The 18,027-nt window shown below is 61.3% G+C and carries 17 protein-coding genes; 12 read left to right on the forward strand and 5 right to left on the reverse strand.

The genetic code is table 11. The annotated features are described in order from the left end of the window. Window positions 1-35: 35 nt before the first annotated feature. Window positions 36-1,076 carry an oxidoreductase gene (locus L085_RS17275; protein WP_044031323.1) on the reverse strand — a complete coding sequence of 347 codons (1,041 nt, stop codon included), beginning with the start codon at window positions 1,074-1,076 and terminating at the stop codon, window positions 36-38. A gap of 224 nt (window positions 1,077-1,300) precedes the next feature. Between L085_RS17275 and L085_RS17280 the strand changes: the two genes are divergently transcribed. From L085_RS17280 to rsxC, 4 genes are all read left to right on the forward strand, one after another. Then, window positions 1,301-1,741: a DUF2569 domain-containing protein gene (locus tag L085_RS17280; RefSeq protein WP_004938446.1), complete on the forward strand. Its 441-nt coding sequence runs from the start codon at window positions 1,301-1,303 to the stop codon at window positions 1,739-1,741. Between the two features lie 134 nt (window positions 1,742-1,875). Beyond that, window positions 1,876-2,457 (forward strand): electron transport complex subunit RsxA, encoded by a 582-nt coding sequence (rsxA, locus tag L085_RS17285; RefSeq protein WP_004938443.1) that lies wholly within the window; start codon window positions 1,876-1,878, stop codon window positions 2,455-2,457. Further along, window positions 2,457-3,029: an electron transport complex subunit RsxB gene (gene rsxB / locus L085_RS17290; RefSeq protein WP_004938428.1), complete on the forward strand. Its 573-nt coding sequence runs from the start codon at window positions 2,457-2,459 to the stop codon at window positions 3,027-3,029. Before rsxA ends, rsxB begins: the two co-directional genes overlap by 1 nt. Continuing rightward, the gene (rsxC, locus tag L085_RS17295; protein ID WP_049870683.1) at window positions 3,022-5,358 is read left to right on the forward strand and encodes an electron transport complex subunit RsxC; all 2,337 of its coding nucleotides are present in this window, start codon (window positions 3,022-3,024) and stop codon (window positions 5,356-5,358) included. The genes rsxB and rsxC overlap by 8 nt, the downstream gene beginning before the upstream one ends. Before the next feature lie 13 nt (window positions 5,359-5,371). Here rsxC and L085_RS17300 read toward each other — a convergent pair whose 3' ends face one another. Further along, on the reverse strand, window positions 5,372-6,265 hold the full coding sequence (locus L085_RS17300; RefSeq protein WP_004938420.1) for a helix-turn-helix domain-containing protein: 894 nt from the start codon (window positions 6,263-6,265) through the stop codon (window positions 5,372-5,374). Between the two features lie 364 nt (window positions 6,266-6,629). Between L085_RS17300 and rsxD the strand changes: the two genes are divergently transcribed. The 5 genes from rsxD (at window position 6,630) to dtpA (ending at window position 11,810) form a co-directional block, all read left to right on the forward strand. Continuing rightward, window positions 6,630-7,715 carry an electron transport complex subunit RsxD gene (gene rsxD, locus L085_RS17305; protein WP_044031324.1) on the forward strand — a complete coding sequence of 362 codons (1,086 nt, stop codon included), beginning with the start codon at window positions 6,630-6,632 and terminating at the stop codon, window positions 7,713-7,715. 9 nt (window positions 7,716-7,724) lie between these two features. Next, entirely contained in the window at window positions 7,725-8,354 is a 630-nt protein-coding gene (rsxG, locus tag L085_RS17310) for an electron transport complex subunit RsxG (protein ID WP_044031325.1), read from the forward strand. Beyond that, the gene (locus L085_RS17315) at window positions 8,351-9,049 is read left to right on the forward strand and encodes an electron transport complex subunit E (RefSeq protein ID WP_044031326.1); all 699 of its coding nucleotides are present in this window, start codon (window positions 8,351-8,353) and stop codon (window positions 9,047-9,049) included. The genes rsxG and L085_RS17315 overlap by 4 nt, the downstream gene beginning before the upstream one ends. After that, window positions 9,049-9,690, forward strand: a complete 642-nt coding sequence (nth, locus tag L085_RS17320; RefSeq protein ID WP_004938407.1) for an endonuclease III — start codon at window positions 9,049-9,051, stop codon at window positions 9,688-9,690. The genes L085_RS17315 and nth overlap by 1 nt, the downstream gene beginning before the upstream one ends. A 605-nt stretch (window positions 9,691-10,295) precedes the next feature. Next, on the forward strand, window positions 10,296-11,810 hold the full coding sequence (gene dtpA, locus L085_RS17325) for a dipeptide/tripeptide permease DtpA (protein WP_016927896.1): 1,515 nt from the start codon (window positions 10,296-10,298) through the stop codon (window positions 11,808-11,810). Between the two features lie 73 nt (window positions 11,811-11,883). On the opposite strand, the gene L085_RS17330 is transcribed toward dtpA, so the two are convergent. Both L085_RS17330 and L085_RS17335 read right to left on the reverse strand, forming a co-directional pair. Then, window positions 11,884-13,977: a prolyl oligopeptidase family serine peptidase gene (locus tag L085_RS17330; RefSeq protein ID WP_044031327.1), complete on the reverse strand. Its 2,094-nt coding sequence runs from the start codon at window positions 13,975-13,977 to the stop codon at window positions 11,884-11,886. Window positions 13,978-14,171: 194 nt separating this feature from the next. Then, the gene (locus L085_RS17335; RefSeq protein WP_015377747.1) at window positions 14,172-14,735 is read right to left on the reverse strand and encodes an XRE family transcriptional regulator; all 564 of its coding nucleotides are present in this window, start codon (window positions 14,733-14,735) and stop codon (window positions 14,172-14,174) included. 115 nt (window positions 14,736-14,850) lie between these two features. Between L085_RS17335 and L085_RS17340 the strand changes: the two genes are divergently transcribed. Then, window positions 14,851-16,038: a benzoate/H(+) symporter BenE family transporter gene (locus L085_RS17340; RefSeq protein WP_044031328.1), complete on the forward strand. Its 1,188-nt coding sequence runs from the start codon at window positions 14,851-14,853 to the stop codon at window positions 16,036-16,038. 100 nt (window positions 16,039-16,138) lie between these two features. Then, the gene (locus tag L085_RS17345) at window positions 16,139-16,642 is read left to right on the forward strand and encodes a cupin domain-containing protein (RefSeq protein ID WP_004938395.1); all 504 of its coding nucleotides are present in this window, start codon (window positions 16,139-16,141) and stop codon (window positions 16,640-16,642) included. Here the strand turns inward: L085_RS17345 and L085_RS17350 are convergent. Next, window positions 16,607-17,461 (reverse strand): aminoglycoside phosphotransferase family protein, encoded by an 855-nt coding sequence (locus L085_RS17350; RefSeq protein WP_044031329.1) that lies wholly within the window; start codon window positions 17,459-17,461, stop codon window positions 16,607-16,609. The genes L085_RS17345 and L085_RS17350 overlap by 36 nt on opposite strands. Before the next feature lie 181 nt (window positions 17,462-17,642). Here L085_RS17350 and L085_RS17355 point away from each other — a divergent pair, with 181 nt between their 5' ends. Further along, entirely contained in the window at window positions 17,643-18,023 is a 381-nt protein-coding gene (locus L085_RS17355; RefSeq protein ID WP_044032078.1) for a RidA family protein, read from the forward strand. Window positions 18,024-18,027 lie beyond the last annotated feature (4 nt).

Here is an 18,027-nt window from a genome sequence, read left to right on the forward strand (position 1 = left end):
CCGACGTTGCGCCGGGCACAGAGAAATGGGCGGTATCAAACCACCGGCAGCGCCTGCTGCAGCCGGGCCGATTCCAGCCCCAGTTCAATCAATGCCATCACCGCGATGGCGTCGGCGGCCGGCACCGGGTTTTCAGCGATGCCGGCGATGGCGTCGCGCACCGCCGCGTAATAAGCCGGATAATTGCCGGGAATGTTGAGCAGCGGTTGCTCCGCCAGCAGATCGTCACGTGACAGCGTCACCACGCCATCGCGCATGTCATAACCCCAATCGGCCTGCGGCAAGCGCTCGCCGGCCTTCAGCCGGTCCTCCTGCGGATCGAGGCCGTATTTGACATAGCTGCCGCGGGTGCCGTGCACCACGTAGCGCGGGCTCTCCGCCGCCGCCAGCATGCTGGCGTGCAGCACCACGCGGCGATCGCCATAGCTCAGCAGCGCGTGAAAATAGTCCACCGCCTGTGCCCCCGGCCGCAGCTCACCCAGATCGACAAACAGTCGGTCGGGTTTGCCGAAGAGTTGCAGCGCCTGATCGAGCAGATGCGGCCCCAAATCGAACCAGATGCCGCTGCCGGCGCCGCCCTGTTCGCGCCAGCGCTGGCGCACCTGTGGCCGGTAGCGATCGAAATGCGACTCGAAATACACCACCTCGCCCAACGAACCGTCGTTCAGCAGCGCCTTAAGGGTAAGGAAATCGCTGTCCCAGCGACGGTTGTGGAACACCGACAGCAGTAAACCGCTCTGCTGCGCCTGCTGTTGCAGCGCCCGAGCTTGTGACAGCGTCACGGTGAAGGGTTTATCCACCACCACGTGCTTGCCGGCGGCCAGCGCCTGTTGCGCCAGCGGGAAATGAGTGTCATTAGGGGTGGGAATCACGATCAGATCGAGGGTCGGATCGGCGAACAGCGCTTGCGCATCCCCCACCACCGTCATCGATGGCCAGTCGGCGTGCACTTTGCCGGCATCGCTGCTGGAAACGGCGGCCAGTTCCAGCCCCGGCGTACCGGCGATTAGCGGCGCATGAAAGGTTTTACCGGCGTAGCCGTAACCGACCAGCCCGACACGAATTTTTTCAGCCATGGGATTTCCTCTTGCACGCTCACGACAGACCCTTTCGATTTGACACCATGCGGCCGGATGGAACAAGAAGTAAATGAGATGTTAATTCAAAGCGAGGCCGGAGTAGCCAAACGTGCGGCCCGGCGTCGCGATGCCGAGCTATCCGCTTGATAGAGATGACGAAGCCTATATTACCCGCTAAGCTATGCCGCCTGTGATCCCCGATTCAATCAGGAAGCCGTTTTATGTCTCAAGCTGAATACTCTCGTATCGGCGGTTGGTTGCTGGCCCCGCTGGCCTATCTGATCGTTACCCTGCTCAGCGCCAGCCTGATGCTGCTCCTGTACGCCATGGCGATCTTCATGCCCGAGTCGCGCGACTATCTGTTGACCAACGCCCAGGCGTTTACCCTGCAATGGTACTTTTCGGTGCTGACCACGCTCTTGATGTGGGGCTTTACCCTGTGGCTGGTGTTTCTGTTCTGCCAGCGGTCGCAGCGCTTCCCTAAACTGTTCTTGTTATGGCTGCTGATCACGGTGATCCTGGCGGTGAAAGCCTTCGCCTTCGCGCCGGTGCCGGATGAAGTGGCGGTGCGCAGCCTCGGCTGGCCGCTGCTGATGGCGGCGCTGCTGGTGCCTTACATCAAGCGCTCGCAGCGGGTCAAAGGCACCTTTACCGAACGTTAAAGGCGGTTGCAGCACGTTTTATCGGGTATTTTGTGTAAATTTTCGCCAAAAAAGGCAATACCCCTGCGATTCATATGTTGTCGTCCGGCCGCCGATTCCCGATAATAGGCGGCTTTTATTTTTTAGGCATCGCAATGACCGAATACCTGCTCCTGTTTGTCGGCACCGTACTGGTGAACAACTTCGTTCTGGTGAAGTTTCTTGGCCTGTGCCCGTTCCTCGGCGTTTCCAAGAAGCTGGAAAGCGCCATCGGCATGGGAATGGCCACCACCTTCGTCATGACGCTGGCCTCCGTCAGCGCCTGGGTGATCAACACCTTTATTCTGGTTCCGCTGGATCTGGTGTACCTGCGCACGCTCTCCTTCATTCTGGTGATCGCCGTCGTCGTGCAGTTCACCGAGATGGTCGTGCGCAAAACCAGCCCGGCGCTCTACCGCCTGCTGGGCATCTTCCTGCCGCTGATCACCACCAACTGTGCGGTGCTGGGCGTGGCGCTGCTTAACGTCAACCTCGGCTACAACTTCCTGCAGTCCGCCGTTTACGGCTTTAGCGCCGCCGCCGGTTTCTCGCTGGTGATGGTGCTGTTCGCCGCCATTCGCGAACGTCTGGCGGTGGCCGACGTGCCGGCGCCGTTCCGCGGCTCCTCGATCGCGCTGATCACCGCCGGGCTGATGTCGCTGGCCTTTATGGGCTTTACCGGGCTGGTGAAATTCTAATGACTGCGTTGTGGATAGCTATCGCGGCTTTGAGCGCGCTCGGGCTGCTGTTCGGACTGGTGCTGGGCTACGCCGCGCGCCGTTTTGAGGTGGAAGAGGATCCGGTCGCCGAGCAGGTCGACGCAATCCTGCCGCAGAGCCAGTGCGGCCAGTGCGGCTACCCCGGCTGTCGCCCCTATGCCGAGGCGGTGGCCAACGGCGAGATGATCAATAAATGCGCGCCGGGCGGCGAACAGGTGATGCTGAAACTGGCGGAGCTGCTCAACGTGGAGCCGCAGCCGCTGGGCAGCGAAGCCGCCGCCGAGCCGGAGCGTAAAGTGGCCTATATCGACGAGGCCAACTGCATCGGCTGCACCAAGTGCATTCAGGCTTGCCCGGTTGACGCCATCGTCGGCGCCACCCGCGCCATGCATACCGTCATTACCGACCTCTGTACCGGCTGCGATCTGTGCGTCGCCCCTTGCCCTACCGATTGTATTGAAATGAGACCGGTCGCCACCACCACCGCCAACTGGAAGTGGGACATGAAGACGATCCCGGTGCAAGTGATCCACGTGGAGCAACATGCTTAATCTGTTCGCCGCCTTTAAAAAAGACCGGATCTGGGATTTCGACGGCGGGATCCATCCACCGGAAATGAAGACTCAGTCGAGCGGCGCGCCGCTGCGTGTCGCCCCTCTGCCCAAGACCTTTATCATTCCGCTGCAGCAGCATCTGGGGCCGGAAGGCGAGCTGTGCGTCAACGCCGGCGATCGGGTGTTGAAAGGCCAGCCGCTGACCGTCGGCCGCGGGCGCACCGTACCGGTGCACGCCCCGACCTCGGGCACCGTTAGCGCCATCACGCCGCACATCACCGCTCACCCTTCCGGGCTGTCGGAACTGTGCGTGATTATCGAGGCAGACGGCGAAGACCGCTGGTGCGAGCGCGAGCCGGTGGCGGATTACCGCCAATCGCCCGCCGCGGAGCTGATTCAGCGTATTCATCAGGCCGGCATCGCCGGTCTGGGCGGCGCAGGTTTTCCGACCGCCAGCAAACTGCAAGGCGGCATGAACGGCGTGGAAACGCTGATCCTCAACGCCGCCGAGTGTGAGCCTTACATTACCGCCGACGACCGTCTGATGCAGGAACATGCCGATCAGATCATTGAAGGCACGCAGATCCTGCAACACATTCTGCAACCCAAGCTCACGTTGATCGGCATCGAAGACAATAAACCGGAGGCAATCGCGGCGCTGAAACAGGCGTTGCGCGGCCAGCCCGGCATTGCGCTGCGCGTCATCCCGACCAAATACCCGTCCGGCGGCGCCAAGCAGCTGACCAAAATTTTGACCGGTAAGGAAGTGCCGCACGGTAAGCACTCCTCCGCTATCGGCGTATTGATGCAAAACGTCGGCACCGCCTTCGCCATCAAGCGAGCGATCGTCGACGGCGAACCGCTGATTGAGCGCGTAGTGACCCTGACCGGCGAGGCGATCGAGCGCCCCGGCAATCTGTGGGCTCGCATCGGCACGCCGGTGCAGCACCTGCTCGACTTCGTCGGTTTCCGCCCGCAGGCGCAGCAGATGGTGGTCATGGGCGGCCCGCTGATGGGCTTCACCCTGCCCGCGCTGAACGTGCCGATCGTCAAGATCAGCAACTGCATTCTGGCACCGACGGTGGATGAAATGACGCCACAGGAACCGGAGCAGTCCTGCATCCGCTGCGGCCTGTGCGTAGACGCTTGCCCTGCCGGGCTGCTGCCACAACAGCTGTATTGGTTCAGCCGCGGGCAGGAGCACGACAAGGCGCGCAACCATAACCTGTTCGACTGCATCGAATGCGGTGCCTGCGCGTTCGTCTGCCCCAGCAATATCCCGCTGGTACAGTACTACCGGCAGGAAAAGGCCGAAATCAAGGCTATCGATCTGGAAGCGGCGCGCACCGCCGAGGCCAAGGCGCGTTACGAGGCCAAGCTGGCGCGTCTGGAGCGTGAAAAACTGGCGCGTGAAGAGCGACATAAAAAGGCCGCCGTCAAACTGACCGACGACGATCAGGGCGCAGTGCAGGCCGCGCTGGCGCGCGTGCGCAGCAAGAATGCCGAAGCGGCGGTAACGCCGGTCAACGGCCAGCAGCCGGATAACAGCGAGATGATCGCTGCCCGCGAAGCACGTAAAGCGCAGGCGCGCGAACGTCGTGCCCAGCTGGCTGCCGAGGTGGAAACGGAAGCGCCACCGGCGACCGCCGGCGACGACGCGCGTAAAGCCGCCGTGGCCGCGGCGCTGGCCCGCGTGAAAGCGCGCAAAGAGGCGTCGGCAGCAGACAGCTCCGCCCCGGCGGCAACAGAGGACGATCCGCGTAAAGCGGCCGTTGCGGCCGCCCTGGCGCGCGTGAAGGCCAAAAAGGCAGTGCAGCAGGCTGATGCCCCTGCGCCGGCGGAAACGACGCCGGCTGCCGCCGAAGAAGATCCGCGCAAAACGGCGGTCGCGGCGGCACTGGCGCGCGTAAAAGCCAAGAAAGCGGCGCAGCAAGCGGATGCCCCTGCACCGATGGAACCGGCGCCGGCTGCAGCCGAAGAAGATCCGCGCAAGGCGGCAGTCGCGGCGGCACTGGCGCGCGTAAAAGCCAAGAAAGCGGCGCAGCAGGCGGATGCTCCTGCATCGGTGGAACCGGCGCCGGCTGTAGCCGAAGAAGATCCGCGCAAAGCGGCGGTCGCGGCGGCTATCGCCCGCGCCAAGGCCAAGAAAGCGGCGCAGCAGGCGGATGACCCTGCACCGACGGAAACGGCGCCGGCTGCAGCCGAAGAAGATCCGCGCAAGGCGGCGGTCGCGGCGGCTATCGCCCGCGCCAAAGCCAAAAAAAGCCGCCAGAGAATCGCTGGCGACGGAAACGGAAGACAAATAATGATAGCGGCGCCTGGCTGACGCCAGGCGCCATTTAATCGATAGAAATCAGGTAGGTGTAATCCACTTCAATCTGACGCAGTTTGGATTCAGGATTCCACTCTTTGGTTTGAATGATCTCCATTTCCATACTTCCGCGCACTTTATCCTTCAACCCCGGCATCACATGCGACATCAGATAGCCGAAAAACTGCAAACACTCTTTCGCCGACCCCTTATGGTTGATAGAGATAAACTCGCGGCTCGGCAAATGGAAGGTGTCTATCTGATGGTTGGAAAGAATATCCTTTCTGTGTTCAGGATCAACTGCCATCACCAGCGTGGATGAGAGCTCGTCGCCCTCCCCGGCATGAGGGGAGTAGATGCTGTAAATCCGCCGACAGTCGACGTGCAGCCCCTTGAAGAAGTCGTTGAAAATCTCGTCCTTCATCGCCATGCAGGAAGAGTACTCCAGCTCCTGTTCGGAGGCGAAATCCAGCCGGCGCGTGAAGCCGACCAGCTGCATGTCGGGCAGCGTCAGCCGCTTCACTTCCGGGTAATAACCGGCGCCGTAGCTGGCTTCGAAGTTAAAGCGCGGCATCAGGTTTTTCACGTCCCAGTGCTCCATCGAGCGGTAGCGATTGGGGGTGGTGCCGAAGCGCTGCTTGAACATGCGGGTAAAGGTCTGCTGAGAGTCGAAACCCAGCTCATCGGAGATGTCGATGATGGAGCGACGAGTAATGCGCAACGCCACCGCGGCGCGCGTCAGGATGCGCGAACGGATATAGGTGGCGAGTTGAATGCCGGTAATACGCTTGAATTTACGCTGCAGGTGCCACTTGGAATAGCCCGAAATACGCGCGACTTCATCCAGGTTTGGCCGTTTCTCCAGATGTATCTCCACCCACTCAATTAGCTCTTCAATAAAAAAAATGTCTTCATTTGTCATTATTATGGGTTCACTGACTCAATAATGTTCGCGATAGTAACCTACACGGATTATGTGAAAGTTGTTATTTTGTGCGGAAATCTGGAGAGAAATGATATCTCATTCAGACGTTTACCCCATTTCCCGCGGTCGATGGCGGCACAAGTTCCACTGACAATTCCTCACGTTAGCCCATTTCCCGGCCAAAAAAAATCAAATCGCGCCACCCCGATCGCCAGATGTGCGGAAAGCCGAATACCCCTATCATTAAGGCGTATTACCCTCGCATCGAATCAGGTAGAATGCTCGGCTATCATTTTTGCCGCGCCCGCAGTATGGCGCATCGAAACTGCCGCAGGCGCGGCGCAGAAGGTATCGTTAATCTATGAAGTTCAGGCCGGTATCACCCACAGCCGCCAAAGGCTTACACATCGCCAGCTCGCCTTTCACCCACAACCAGCAAAGCACCAGCCGCATTATGCTGTGGGTCATGTTGGCGTGCATTCCCGGCATTGCGGCGCAGATTTGGTTTTTCGGCTACGGCGTGCTGATTCAGGTGGCGCTGGCGGCGATCGTCGCGCTGGCTGCAGAAGGCGCGATCCTCAGGCTGCGCAAGCTGCAGGTGCGCAGCCGGCTGGCGGATAACTCCGCCCTGCTGACCGCACTGCTGCTCGGCATCAGCCTGCCGCCGCTGGCGCCGTGGTGGATGATCGTCATCGGCACCTTCTTCGCCATCGTTATCGCCAAACAGCTGTATGGCGGCCTCGGGCAGAACCCGTTCAACCCGGCGATGGTCGGTTACGTAGTGCTGCTGATCTCCTTCCCGGTGCAGATGACCAGCTGGCTGCCGCCGGATGAACTGCGCGCCACCGCGCTGTCGCTCCACGACACGCTGCTGGCGATTTTCAGCGGCCATACCGCACAGGGCGCGACGCTGCATGAACTGCAGATGGGCGTGGACGGCATCAGCCAGGCCACGCCGCTCGACGGCTTCAAAACCGGCCTGCGCAGCGGCCACAGCGTGGAACAGGTATTGCAGCAGCCGCTGTTCGGCGGCGCGCTGGCCGGTATCGGCTGGCAGTGGGTCAACCTCGGTTTCCTGGCCGGCGGCCTGTTTATGCTGGCGCGCCGCCTGATCCATTGGCAAATCCCTTTCAGCATGTTGGCCGCCATCGCCTTCTGTTCCGGTCTGGCCTGGTGGATCGATCCGGCGCATCAGGCTTCACCGCTGATCCACCTGTTCTCCGGCGCCAGCATGCTGGGTACGTTCTTTATCGCCACCGATCCGGTCAGCGCCTCCACCACACCGAAGGGCCGCTTAATCTACGGCGCGCTGATCGGCGTGCTGGTCTGGCTGATCCGCGTCTATGGCGGCTACCCTGATGGTGTGGCCTTCGCCGTGCTGCTCGCCAACATCACCGTCCCGTTAATCGACCACTACACGCAGCCGCGCGTGTACGGCCATCGCTAAGGAGCCGCCATGCTGAATTCCATGAGAAAGCACGGCACCACGCTGGCGGTGTTTGCGGCGGTCACCACCGGCCTGACCGCCGTGGTTTACGCCCTGACGAAAACCACCATCGCCCATCAGGCGGCGCTGCAGCAAAAAGCGCTGCTCGATCAGGTGGTGCCGCCGGAAAATTACGACAACGTCATGCAGAACGAATGCTTCCTGGTCAGCGATCCGGCGCTGGGCGACGGCGCGCCACACCGTTTATATCTGGCGCGCAAAAACGGGCAACCGACCGCCGCGGCGCTGGAAACCACCGCGCCGGACGGTTACTCCGGCGCCATCAAGCTGCTGGTCGGCGCCGATTTCAACGGCACGGTACTCGGCACCCGGGTGATTGAACACCATGAAACCCCGGGGCTGGGCGACAAGATCGAACTGCGCATTTCCGACTGGATTTCCTTCTTCAGCGGCAAGAAAATCGAAGGCCCGGACGATAAGCGCTGGGCGGTGAAGAAAGACGGCGGCATGTTCGACCAATTCACCGGCGCCACCATTACCCCGCGGGCGGTGGTCAATGCGGTGCGCCGCACGGCGTTGTATATGGAAACGCTGCCGCCTAAACTTGAAAGCTTACCTGCGTGTGGAGCCGCCGAATGAGTGAAGCCAAAGAATTGATCGTTCAGGGGTTGTGGAAAAACAACTCCGCCCTGGTGCAGTTACTGGGCATGTGTCCGTTGCTGGCGGTGACCTCCACCGTCACCAACGCGCTGGGCCTGGGGCTGGCCACCACGCTGGTGCTGACGCTGACCAACGCCTCCATCTCCGCGGTGCGCCGCTGGGTGCCGAGCGAAGTGCGTATTCCGATCTACGTGATGATCATCGCCGCGGTGGTGAGCATCGTGCAGATGCTGATCAACGCCTATGCCTTCGGCCTGTATCAGTCGCTCGGCATCTTTATTCCATTGATCGTGACCAACTGCATCGTGGTCGGCCGCGCCGAAGCGGTGGCCGCCAAGAAGCCGGTCGGCCTCTCGGCGCTGGACGGCATGGCCATCGGCCTTGGCGCCACCGGCGTCATGGTGACGCTGGGCTCGATGCGCGAACTGCTGGGCAACGGTACGCTGTTCGACGGCGCCGACCAACTGCTGGGCGGCTGGGCCAAGTCGCTGCGCATCGAAGTGGTGCATTTCGACAGCCCATTCCTGCTGGCGATGCTGCCGCCGGGCGCCTTTATCGGCCTGGGGCTGCTGCTGGCGGTCAAATATCTGATCGACGAAAAAATGAAGGCGCGCAAAGTCCGCGCCGTGGCGGCGGAACCGCTGCTGGAACAAGGACGTGCTGAGAAGGCCTGATGAACAAGCAGAAGCGACTGGAAATTCTGACCCGGCTGCGCGACAACAACCCGCACCCGACCACCGAGCTGGTGTACACCACGCCGTTTGAACTGCTGATTGCCGTGCTGCTGTCTGCGCAGGCCACCGACGTGAGCGTCAACAAGGCGACCGCCAGACTTTACCCGGTCGCCAACACCCCCGCCGCCATGCTGGCGCTGGGGGTTGATGGCGTCAAGGAGTACATCAAGACCATCGGCCTGTTCAACAGCAAGGCCGAAAACGTGATCAAAACCTGCCGTATGCTGCTGGAGCTGCACGGCGGCGAAGTGCCGGAAGATCGCGCCGCGCTGGAAGCGCTGCCGGGCGTCGGCCGCAAGACCGCCAACGTGGTGCTCAATACCGCCTTCGGCTGGGCGACCATCGCCGTGGACACCCACATCTTCCGGGTGTGCAACCGCACCCACTTCGCGCCGGGCAAGAACGTCGATCAGGTGGAAGAGAAGCTGTTGAAGGTGGTGCCCGCCGAATTCAAGGTCGATTGCCACCACTGGCTGATCCTGCACGGGCGCTACACCTGCATCGCGCGCAAACCGCGCTGCGGCTCCTGCATCATCGAAGACCTGTGCGAGTATAAAGAGAAGGTTTATCCGGAATCCTGAATCTGACGGGTGCGGCAAACCGCCCCCGTCGCCGCCACTTCCCCCCGCCAGCGCCTCTTTTTTATCGGAAATGTGATATCGCGCAGCAGTAACCCCGGCGTTATCACGGTTTTCAGTGAAAAACTCAGTGCCGCGTTATTTTCAAGCGAAAAATTAGTCAAAAATTGCGGTGAACGTCACGCTTTCAGGATCACAAGGCGTTCACAAATGCCAGCCCCGTTTTCCTAAATTTCTATAATTTTACAAAATGCCGCATATGCACAACATTCCAATGGATTAACAACCACACATACACTGATGCGCTAAAAAATAGCAATTCAGCAGAATATATCACTGTTTAAAATTCGTATAGCTTTTAATCAAAACAAAAAATCGGCAAACCATTAAAACTCGAAAGTTAATACTGCATAACATTTGCAACATCGCAGCATAATCCTGCGAGCGTTAAATGTAACCGAATATGACAAACTGCTTGCCACGTTGACAAAGATAGTGAACATTAACCGCCGTCCCCATCCTATAACAACGCAAAAGGATGCCGTTCCGCATCAACTTTTGTACTTTCCCGTCCTCCAAAGACGGGCTGCGAAAAAACAGAGGTACCAGTGTCAACAGCAAACAACCAACACCCGGAGAGCGTTAGCCTTAACGCGTTCAAACAACCGAAAGCGTTCTACCTGATCTTCTCGATCGAACTGTGGGAGCGTTTCGGCTATTACGGCCTGCAGGGCATCATGGCGGTTTATCTGGTCAAGATGCTCGGCATGAGCGAAGCCGATTCCATCACCCTGTTCTCTTCTTTCAGCGCCCTGGTATACGGCTTCGTCGCCATCGGCGGCTGGCTGGGCGACAAGGTGCTGGGCGCCAAACGCGTGATCGTGCTCGGCGCACTGGTGCTGGCCGCCGGTTACGCCATGGTGGCCTACTCCGGCCACGACATCTTCTGGGTTTACATGGGCATGGCGACCATCGCCGTGGGCAGCGGCCTGTTCAAGGCTAACCCGTCCTCCCTGCTGTCCACCTGCTATGAGAAAGATGACCCGCGCATCGACGGCGCTTTCACCATGTACTACATGTCGGTGAACATCGGTTCCTTCTTCTCCATGCTGGCCACCCCGTGGCTGGCGGCGAAATACGGCTGGAGCGTGGCGTTCTCCCTGAGCGTGGTCGGCATGCTGATCACCCTGGTCAACTTTATGATGTGCCACAAGTGGGTGAAGGAAAACGGCTCCAGACCTGACTTCAAGCCGCTGCATCTGCCGAAGCTGCTGATGGTGCTGGTCGGCATCGTGGCGTTGATCGCCGTGTCCAGCTGGCTGCTGCACAACCAGGTGATCGCGCGCTGGGCGTTGGCCCTCGTTTCCGCCGGTATCGTTCTGGTGTTCGCCAAGGAAACCTTCGCCCTGCACGGCGCCGCACGCCGCAAGATGATCGTCGCCTTCCTGCTGATGCTGGAAGCGGTGGTGTTCTTCGTGCTGTACAGCCAGATGCCAACCTCGCTGAACTTCTTCGCCATCCATAACGTGGAACACAGCATCTTCGGCGTCGCCTTCGAGCCGGAGCAGTATCAGGCGCTGAACCCGTTCTGGATCATGCTCGCCAGCCCGATTCTGGCCGCGCTGTATAACAAAATGGGCGATCGCCTGCCGATGCCGCACAAGTTCGCTTTCGGCATGATCCTCTGCTCCTGCGCCTTCCTGGTGCTGCCATGGGGCGCCAGCTTCGCCAACGAACAGGGCATCGTGTCGGTCAACTGGCTGATCCTGAGCTACGCTCTGCAGAGCATCGGCGAGCTGATGATTTCCGGCCTGGGTCTGGCGATGGTGGCACAGCTGGTGCCACAGCGTCTGATGGGCTTCATCATGGGCTCCTGGTTCCTGACTACCGCCGCCGCCGCGCTGATCGCCGGTAAGGTTGCCGGTCTGACCGCCGTGCCAAGCGACATCAACGACGCGCACGCTTCGCTGGCCATCTACAGCCATGTGTTTATGCAGATCGGCATCGTCACCGCCGTCATCGCTATCCTGATGATGCTGACTGCGCCGAAGCTGTACCGCATGACGCTGGACACCACCGAAGACGCCAATCAGCAAGCGCAGGAAGCCACTGCGGCTCGCTGACCGCCGGCGGATTGAGCGTAAATAAAACACCGGGGTTAACGCCCCGGTGTTTTTTATGCCGCAAGAAAAAGGCTTACGCTGACTTGGGTTTGCCGCTCAGGTTGGCCCACATGAATTCGCTTACCAGTGCGCTATGGAACGCCGCCTGCTGCTTGTCGGCGGCGGCGCTGTGCCCGCCTTCGGTATTTTCATAGAAATAGGCCTGCTGATACCCCATCGCCTGCATGCGCGCCGCCATTTTGCGGGCGTGAGCCGGGTTGACCCGATCGTCGCTGGTCGCGGTATAGAACAGCACCGGCGGGTAGGCCGTCTGCGCCTGAATGTTGTGGTATGGCGAGAAGGTCTTGATGTAGGTCCACTCCTCCGGCTTGCTCGGATCGCCGTATTCGGCGATCCACGACGCGCCGGCGGAAAGCTGGGTATAGCGCTGCATGTCCAGCAGCGGCACTTCGCAGACGATGCAGCCGAACAGCTGCGGATACAGCGTCAGCATATTGCCCACCAGCAGGCCGCCGTTGCTGCCGCCGCGTGCGCCGAGATGCGGCGCCGAGGTCACCTTGCGTGCGATGAGATCTTCGGCCACGGCGGCGAAATCCTCATAGGCGCGATGGCGGTTCTGCTTGAGCGCCGCCTGATGCCAGGCCGGGCCATATTCGCCGCCGCCGCGGATGTTGGCCACCACGTACACCCCGCCGCGCTCCAGCCAGGCCGGCGCCTTGCCGCCGAGATAGCCCGGCAACAGCGGCACTTCAAATCCGCCGTAGCCATACAGCAGCGTCGGCGTGCTGCCGTCCAGCTTGAGATCTTTGGCGGCGATCTGGAAATACGGCACGCGGGTGCCGTCCTTGGAGCGCGCGAAATGCTGGCTGACCTGATAGCCGGCGGCGTCAAAGTCCTGCGGCGCCTGTTTCAACAACGTCGCCTCACCGCCGTCGAGATTGCCCATATACAGCGAGGTCGGCTGCAGGAACCCGCTGACGGTCAGGAAATAGGCGTTGCTCTCTTCGTCGATGCCGCCGGCGGAAAGGGTGCTGATGGCGCCGGGGTTGCCCAGCGGACGACGCTGCCAGCTGTCGCCCTGCGGCGTCAGCACCTCCAGCCGGTTGACCACGTTATCCATGATGCTGAGGATCAGGTGATCGCGGGTGCCGCTGTAGCCGCTCAGCGCCTGCTCCGCCGTCGGGGTAAACAGCAGCTGCAGCTCGCGCTTGCCCGCCAGATAGTCATCGAAGTTGGCCGCCAGCAGCGCGCCGGACGGATAACGCTTGCCGCCCACTTCCCAGTCGCTGCTCGGTTTGATCAGCAGCCATTCCCGATGTGTGTCCAGCTCGGCGTCGGCCGGGATGTCGATTTTTTTCTGCCGACCATCCTGAGCCAGCAAGAAATAGTCACGGCGATAGAAGTCCAGGCTGCGGCCGACGAAATCGCGCTCAAAGCCCGGCGTGCGATCGTGATAGGCGAAGACCGCCATGTCCTCGGGCTGCGCTTCGTACAGCGTTTCGGCGGCGCTCAGCGGCGTGCCGCGCCGCCAGCGTTTGGCGATGCGCGCATAGCCGGACTGGGTCATCGAGCCGGGGCCGAAGTCGGTGGCGATGAACAGCGTGTCCCGATCGACCCAGGAAACCCGGCTTTTCGCCACCGGCACGTTGAAACCGTCTTTGACGAAACGTTTGGCAACCAGATCGAATTCGCGGATTTCGGTGGCGTCACCGCCGTCCGGCGACAGCTGCATCAGGCAATAACGGTATTCCGGCGCCAGCGGTTGCGAGCCCTGATAAACCCAATCCTTGCCCTCGGCTTTGCCCAACGCATCGATATCCAGCACCGTCTCCCAGGCCGGTTTGGCCTTGCGGTACTCGTCCAGCGTGGTGCGCCGCAGCAGGCCACGCGGGTTGGCCTGATCCTGCCAGAAGTTGTAATAGTACTTGCCGCGTTTGCTCACCCACGGGATCTGGGTGTCTTTATTGAGGATATCCAGGACTTCGCGCTCAATGCGCTGAAAGTCTTCGCCCTGACCGAAACGTGCCACGGTGCGCTGATTTTCCTGCTGCACCCATTGCAGCGCTTTTTTACCCTGCAGCTCTTCCAGCCACAGGAATTCATCGCCGGCGGCCGCGCCGCCCTCCGCCGCCATCGCCAGGCGGATACTGTTGGGTAATGAAGTCATCGCGAATACGGCTCCTGCGGTTTGCGCACTGAGTTTAATGAACTGACGTCGATTGGTGACCGGCAAAATCAAGCTCCTTTTGAGTCGGCTGCAACGCCGCCCCGTCATGGGCGACAGCCTGTGAAATAAGAGTCATTTTCAACAAGGTAGGCGTTTGGCGGCGCGGAGTCAAAGCCCACGGCCGCCGCGTTGAGTCAGGATTGAGGATAGTGGATCAGATCGTGGATACGCACCGTTTGTGAACCGGCGTTGCGGTAGGCATGCGGCCGATCGGCCTGAAAGCGCATCGCCTCGCCGGCCGCCAGGCTGTGCCACGCGCCGTCTATCGCCAATTCCAACCGGCCGCTGATCACGATCACATGTTCGATCACGCCCGGCTCATGCGGCGACGATTCGCTGAGCGCACCCGGCGCGAGATCGATGACGAACATATCGAAACCCAGCTGGCGATCGTAGGGAAACAGCGGCACCACGCGCATGTCGGCGTTGTCCTGATCGTACACCGGCAGATCGCCATAGCGGTGCAACGTCGCCTGCTGCTGCGCGGGTGAGGCCTCAAGAAAGGCGGAAAACGCCACGTTGAAACCGGTGGCGATCTTCCACAGTGTCGCCACCGTCGGGCTGGACTCGCCGCGTTCAATCTGCCCGAGCATCGCCTTGCTGACGCCGGTGTATTCCGCCGCCTGCGTCAGGCTCCAGCCGCGCTGTGCGCGCAGCGTGCGAAGGGTGTGCGCCAAATGGCCGGCAAGTTCCTGCATCCAGTTCTCCTCTGCGTGTCGAGCCCGATTATACCCGCTTGTGCGCTATAGCGCACGGTGCTATGCTGATTTCTTGCCGTGCGTTATAACGCACAACCACCAATTGGAGCTGCTCATGCGCCCTGCCGTCACCCTGCGTCATCTGACCCTGCCCGCCGTCATGGCCGGCTTCGTCGCCGTTCTGGTCGGTTACACCAGCTCTGCCGCCATCATTTTCCAGGCCGCCGCCGCCGCAGGCGCTACGCCGGCGCAGATCGGCGGCTGGCTGAGCACACTTGGGATCGCAATGGGCGTCACTTCCCTCGGGCTGTCGCTTTACTACCGCACCCCGATCCTCACCGCCTGGTCAACGCCCGGCGCGGCGCTGCTGGTCACCAGCCTGCCCGGCACGCCGATCAACGACGCGATCGGGGTGTTTATCTTCGCATCGGGACTGATCCTGCTGTGCGGCGTCACCGGGCTGTTCGCTCGCCTGATGGATTATATTCCGCAGGCGATTTCCGCCGCGATGCTGGCGGGGATCCTGCTGCGTTTCGGGCTGGACGCCTTCGCTTCGCTGCAGCTCAATTTCCTCCTCAGCGCCGGTATGGGGCTGACCTATTTGCTCAGCCGCCGTTACCTGCCGCGCTACGCCATCGTATTGACGCTGGCGATTGGGCTGGCGATCGCCGTGCTGCAGGGCGATATCCAGCTGACGCAACAGACGCCGGCGTTCGCCGTGCCGGAATTTATCGCGCCGCATTTCAGCTGGCCGACGCTGCTCGGCATCGGCGTGCCCTTCTTCGTGGTGACCATGGCTTCACAGAACGCCCCCGGGATCGCTACGCTGCAGGCGGCGGGTTACCGTGTCCCCACCTCACCGCTGATCGCCTGGACGGCGCTGACCGCGCTGCTGCTGGCGCCATTCGGCGGTTTCTCGGTGTGCATCGCCGCCATTACCGCCGCCATTTGCATGGGGCCGGACGTGCATCCCGACCCGCAGCGGCGCTATATGGGCGCGGTGGCCGCCGGCGGCTTTTACCTGCTGGCCGGATTGTTCGGCGGCGCCATCGGCCTGCTGTTCAGTGCGTTGCCGGTCGCCCTGATCCACACCATCGCCGGGCTGGCGTTGCTCGGCACCATCGGCGGCAGCCTGCAACGCGCGCTGCATGATGAAAAACAGCGCGACGCGGCGCTGATCGCCTTCCTCATCACCGCCTCCGGCGTCACGCTGCTCGGCATCGGTTCGGCATTCTGGGGCATTGTCGGCGGCGCCATCGCTCATCTGCTGCTGTCGCTGCCGCGGCGAACCTCCGAGGCGTAACGGGCGGTCTACATTGACAAGCGACGCCGTGGCGCCTTCACTTTCTCTGTCGTCTGACTGTCAATTCACCTAATAAGTGACGCCGTCACCAAGGAAGCTTATGACTGAGAAAGCCGCGCTGTTGGCTCAGCGCCTGATACGCAATGTCGAACAGGTAGAGATGAAACATGACCGGCGGCCGCCGTTGTATGACAGCGTCGGCGCCCGTCTCGGCACCGGCACCGCCGCCGACAAGCTGGGCGCCTCTTTCGATTGTGTGGCGCCGGGCATGCGTTCCTGCCCCTACCATTTTCACTACGCTCAGGAGGAAATGTTCATCATTCTGGAGGGCAGCGGTACGCTGCGAGTGGCCGGAGAAATGCTGCCGATCGTCAGCGGGGATGTCATTTTCATTCCGCCGGGCCCAGAATACCCGCACCAGATCATCAACACTTCCGATGCGCCGCTGAAGTACCTGTCCGTCAGCACGCGCGAACAGCCGGAGCTGGTGATGTACCCGGATTCCGGCAAATACCAGGCGATGGCGCGCAGCGCAGACGGCGAGCAGGTGCGCTACCTGCAGCGCCCTTCAACCTCGCTCGATTATTGGCAGGATGAACCCTGAATCGCCGTCCGGCAACGGGATATCCAACGCGCGCGCCGCCAGTTCGGCCACGCGAAAGTCAATGTCAGCCGCCTGCCCGTCTTCCATGAACCAGGCGGCGGAGAGCCCCGACCAGGCCAGGATCCATTGCAGCAAGCGCCGGCGATCCAACCCGGCCAACCGGCACACCTGTTCCACGCGGCGCTGGAAAATGGCCGGATCGGTAGCGATACCGTAGTTGGGATTGCAAAAGATATTGGCGTAATCGAAGCCCCGTTCACCGTACAAACGCTTGGGGTCGATCGCCAGCCAGCCGCGTTCGCCGAAGTCGAGCACATTGTCATGGTGGATATCGCCGTGCAGCACGCTTTCTTCTCGCGGGCTGCTCAGCAATTCCGCCGCCGTTGTGGCGCTGAGGCGCAGCATGCCGCCGTGCGCCTGCGCCGCCGGCCACAGCGAGCTGAACCACTCCTGCAGCGGGATCAATTCGGGCAGCGGTGCCTCTCGCGGCGCATGCAAGGCGGCGATCGCCCGGCACAGGATCTGCGTGGCCTGCTCATCGTTGCCATCACGCACCAGCTGCGCCAACGAACCTTCGCCCTGCGCGCGCTCCAGCAGAATGCCGTCGTCGTGCCACGCCAGCACCAGCGCGGCGCCTTCCCCGCGCCACCAGCACATGAGCCGGCCACCGAAGCGCTCCTCCTGCTCGCGGGCGATCTTCAGCATGGCGGCCTCGCCCCGGTAACGCACCGGCATCAGCAGACTGCTGTGGGTTTCGAAGGCTTTGCCATCCTGTTCCAGTTGCCAGCGTTGCAGGTAGGGAGTAAAAATCGGGTTCATCGTCTCATGCGTCCTTGTGGCCGAGCTGCGCCGCACTGTCACATTCGGGTGAAGACGACGTATAAAATAAAGAGGGATGATACTCTCAAATATCATCGGTGCGCGGCGCCTGGCCGCCGTTTCTTCAGTATCCTAACCAAGTTTGTCGATTTTATTAACCGGTCTTGCGCGGGGTTTGACCATGACATCATTAAAACGCACGAATTATCCGCAGTTGCCGACGCCGGGCGGCCCCTATGTGCATGCGGTGCGCCACGGCGATCGCTTATACGTTTCCGGATTGACGGCCTTCGCCACCGACGCTCAGGGGTTAAGCGCGCCGGATCAAACGCAGGAGATCCTCGAACAGCTGGCCACCATTGCCGCCAGCGAAGGCGTCAACCTCAAGGCATTGATTAAAATCAGCGTGTTCCTGACCGACATCGCCGATCTGGCGGGCGTGCGCCCGGTGCTGTTTGACTATTTCGATGGCGCGCTGCCGGCCTGTTCACTGATGGCGGTCAGCGCGTTGTTCTCACCCGCGGTGTGTGTGGAAATAGAGGCGGTGATGGCGTTGCAGTAATGCG

Source organism: Serratia sp. FS14, from assembly GCF_000695995.1.
Lineage (GTDB): Bacteria > Pseudomonadota > Gammaproteobacteria > Enterobacterales > Enterobacteriaceae > Serratia > Serratia nematodiphila.

Excerpts from the sequence above, each read along its gene's own strand:
- L085_RS17275 (WP_044031323.1), bottom strand. The coding sequence starts at position 1,076 with ATGGCTGAAAAAATTCGTGTCGGGCTGGTCGGTTACGGCTACGCCGGT.
- L085_RS17280 (WP_004938446.1), top strand. The coding sequence starts at position 1,301 with ATGTCTCAAGCTGAATACTCTCGTATCGGCGGTTGGTTGCTGGCCCCG.
- rsxA (WP_004938443.1), top strand. The coding sequence starts at position 1,876 with ATGACCGAATACCTGCTCCTGTTTGTCGGCACCGTACTGGTGAACAAC.
- rsxB (WP_004938428.1), top strand. The coding sequence starts at position 2,457 with ATGACTGCGTTGTGGATAGCTATCGCGGCTTTGAGCGCGCTCGGGCTG.
- rsxC (WP_049870683.1), top strand. The coding sequence starts at position 3,022 with ATGCTTAATCTGTTCGCCGCCTTTAAAAAAGACCGGATCTGGGATTTC.
- L085_RS17300 (WP_004938420.1), bottom strand. The coding sequence starts at position 6,265 with ATGACAAATGAAGACATTTTTTTTATTGAAGAGCTAATTGAGTGGGTG.
- rsxD (WP_044031324.1), top strand. The coding sequence starts at position 6,630 with ATGAAGTTCAGGCCGGTATCACCCACAGCCGCCAAAGGCTTACACATC.
- rsxG (WP_044031325.1), top strand. The coding sequence starts at position 7,725 with ATGCTGAATTCCATGAGAAAGCACGGCACCACGCTGGCGGTGTTTGCG.
- L085_RS17315 (WP_044031326.1), top strand. The coding sequence starts at position 8,351 with ATGAGTGAAGCCAAAGAATTGATCGTTCAGGGGTTGTGGAAAAACAAC.
- nth (WP_004938407.1), top strand. The coding sequence starts at position 9,049 with ATGAACAAGCAGAAGCGACTGGAAATTCTGACCCGGCTGCGCGACAAC.
- L085_RS17330 (WP_044031327.1), bottom strand. The coding sequence starts at position 13,977 with ATGACTTCATTACCCAACAGTATCCGCCTGGCGATGGCGGCGGAGGGC.
- L085_RS17335 (WP_015377747.1), bottom strand. The coding sequence starts at position 14,735 with ATGCAGGAACTTGCCGGCCATTTGGCGCACACCCTTCGCACGCTGCGC.
- L085_RS17340 (WP_044031328.1), top strand. The coding sequence starts at position 14,851 with ATGCGCCCTGCCGTCACCCTGCGTCATCTGACCCTGCCCGCCGTCATG.
- L085_RS17345 (WP_004938395.1), top strand. The coding sequence starts at position 16,139 with ATGACTGAGAAAGCCGCGCTGTTGGCTCAGCGCCTGATACGCAATGTC.
- L085_RS17350 (WP_044031329.1), bottom strand. The coding sequence starts at position 17,461 with ATGAACCCGATTTTTACTCCCTACCTGCAACGCTGGCAACTGGAACAG.
- L085_RS17355 (WP_044032078.1), top strand. The coding sequence starts at position 17,643 with ATGACATCATTAAAACGCACGAATTATCCGCAGTTGCCGACGCCGGGC.